The organism is Paraburkholderia sp. RL17-347-BIC-D, assembly GCF_046027915.1.
Lineage (GTDB): Bacteria > Pseudomonadota > Gammaproteobacteria > Burkholderiales > Burkholderiaceae > Paraburkholderia.
The window spans coordinates 1-2,221 of the sequence record NZ_JARESS010000155.1 but is presented as its reverse complement, the minus strand read 5'-3'; the positions used below and the strand labels follow the sequence as shown (position 1 = coordinate 2,221).

The 2,221-nt window shown below is 58.1% G+C and carries 2 protein-coding genes; both read left to right on the top strand.

The window, feature by feature from the left end; translation table 11 throughout:
- The first annotated feature begins 86 nt into the window (after positions 1–86).
- On the top strand, positions 87–1,214 hold the full coding sequence (locus tag P0D96_RS47805; protein WP_408321289.1) for an aromatic ring-hydroxylating dioxygenase subunit alpha: 1,128 nt from the start codon (positions 87–89) through the stop codon (positions 1,212–1,214).
- Positions 1,211–2,179 carry a PDR/VanB family oxidoreductase gene (locus P0D96_RS47800; RefSeq protein WP_408321287.1) on the top strand — a complete coding sequence of 323 codons (969 nt, stop codon included), beginning with the start codon at positions 1,211–1,213 and terminating at the stop codon, positions 2,177–2,179. Before P0D96_RS47805 ends, P0D96_RS47800 begins: the two co-directional genes overlap by 4 nt.
- Positions 2,180–2,221 lie beyond the last annotated feature (42 nt).

Genomic DNA, 2,221 nt, shown 5'->3' with positions numbered 1-2,221 from the left:
GATTACCCGGCTAAATTTGTCGGAACAAAGCTTAGAACGCAAGGGACACTTCCTTGCCTGAATAGATGAAGACAGGAGACAGTGTGATGTCCACCGCACAAAATAGCCCCATACAACTCGAAGTTGCTCGTTCGGATCTGAAGGGGAACAGGCAGCCGAATATGCGGTTTTTACAGAACGTCTGGTACTTTGCAGCGTGGTCTGCGGACGTCGTGCAGGAGCCTCTGGAACGGCTCATCATCGAACAATCGGTCGTTTTGTTCCGTACCTCCGAGGGCGAGGTAGCGGCTCTGCGAAATGTGTGCCCGCACCGCTTTACTCCGCTTAGCATGGGCAAAGTGGTTGGCGACACCATCGAATGCCTCTATCACGGTCTGCGATTCGCCCCTTCGGGGCAATGTGTTCACAATCCTCACAGTGAGACTATTCCCAAGGCGGCCTGTGTCAGGCGTTACCCGGTGGCGGAGCGCGACGGGATCGTCTGGATCTGGATGGGTGCAGCCGAACTCGCGGATGAATCCACCATTGTCCGTTACCCGGAATTAAATCAACCTGACGTATTTACGTATACCTGCGGGCAGACGATGGAGATGCCCTTAAGTTATGAGTTGATGACGGACAACCTGATGGATCTCAGTCACGTTGCCTTTACGCACAAGACTACGCTGGGTTCTGAGGGGCTCGTCCCAGGTCAGACCGAAGTGCGTGAGGAAGGCAACTCGATATGGAGCATGCGGATGGCGCCCAATACAACGCCAGCGCCATCCTTTTCCATGTCAGGTGGGTGCTCGAAGGACGACCTGGTGGATTACTGGCTGGACATCCGTTGGGATGCGCCAGCGAACTTCTATCTGACATCCGGGCATGCACCGGCCGGACAGGGACGTTATCACGGCGCCCAGATCGATTCCCTGCAGGTCGTGACGCCGTCGAGCGCCACCCAGTGTTACTACTTTTTCATACATTTTCGCAACTATCGTCGCGACGACGATGCCATGACGCAGGAGCTGGCAAAGTTTATCCGTCAGGCGTTTGCGACGGAGGATGAGCCAATGATCGCGAGCGTTCAGAGGAATATGGGTGGTCGCTCGCTGGAAGAAATGAAACCGGTGCTGCTGACGTGCGACGCAGGCCCAATGCGGGTGCGAAGGATGCGCGAACGGCTCCTGGATCTCGAGGCGAATGGCGGGAAGCTGGCGGAGCGTCGTGAATGAACGAGTCGTGGTTTGAGGTAGAGGTTGCGGTCAAGGAGCTCGAGGCGGATGGTGTTGTCCGTCTTGAGCTGGTGGACAGCAAGGGCGGGGAGCTCCCCGGGTTCACCGCTGGCGCACACATCGATGTTGAAGTCACACCTGAGCTGACGAGGCAGTATTCGCTCTGCAACAGTCCGCGCGAGCGCCATCGCTACGTAATCGGCGTGCTCCGGGAGCCGTCATCACGCGGTGGCTCGCAAGCTGTGCACGACACCATTCAGGCCGGTCACACAATCCGGATCAGAGCGCCGCGGAACCACTTCGGGCTTGATCCCGCCGCAAGCCGCTACATCCTGTTCGCAGGCGGAATCGGGGTGACGCCGATACTGGCCATGGCCGAACACCTCATTGAGTCAGGAAAGCCCTTTGAGTTGCATTACTGCGTGCGCACGGTAGCTCGTGCCGCCTTTGTCCGGCGCATGGCGCAATCGTCATTTTCAGCCCATGTGCATCTTCATCTTGATGACGGGCCTGCTGAACAACGGCTTGAGATCGGGCCGGCGTTGGGAAGCTCGACCGACGACGCGCACGTGTACGTCTGTGGACCTGCGCCGTTCATTGGATATGTCCTGGAGAATGCGCGCGCACGGGGTTGGCCAGAAGCCCGGCTGCATCGGGAGTTCTTTGCTGCGTCACCCTCAAACGTCACCTCTGCAGAAGGATCCTTCGAAGTGCAGCTACGCAGCACGGGGCAGGTCCTGACGGTAGCTGCGGATCGAAGCATCGTAGAGGTTCTGGGCGAAGCCGGTGTCGCTGTGGAAGTCAGCTGCGAACAGGGGGTCTGCGGAACGTGTCTGACGCGGGTGTTGCAGGGTGAGCCCGATCATCGGGATGTGTTTTTGACGGATGCGGAACATCTTCGCAATGACTGCATGACGGTTTGTTGCTCCCGGTCGAAAAGCGCGAAACTTGTTCTCGACTTGTAGGCACTGGACCGGTACGCCATCGGGCGCATTGATCGATGGTCA

Coding starts and splice junctions, on each gene's coding strand:
- P0D96_RS47805 (WP_408321289.1), top strand. CDS start 87: ATGTCCACCGCACAAAATAGCCCCATACAACTCGAAGTTGCTCGTTCG.
- P0D96_RS47800 (WP_408321287.1), top strand. CDS start 1,211: ATGAACGAGTCGTGGTTTGAGGTAGAGGTTGCGGTCAAGGAGCTCGAG.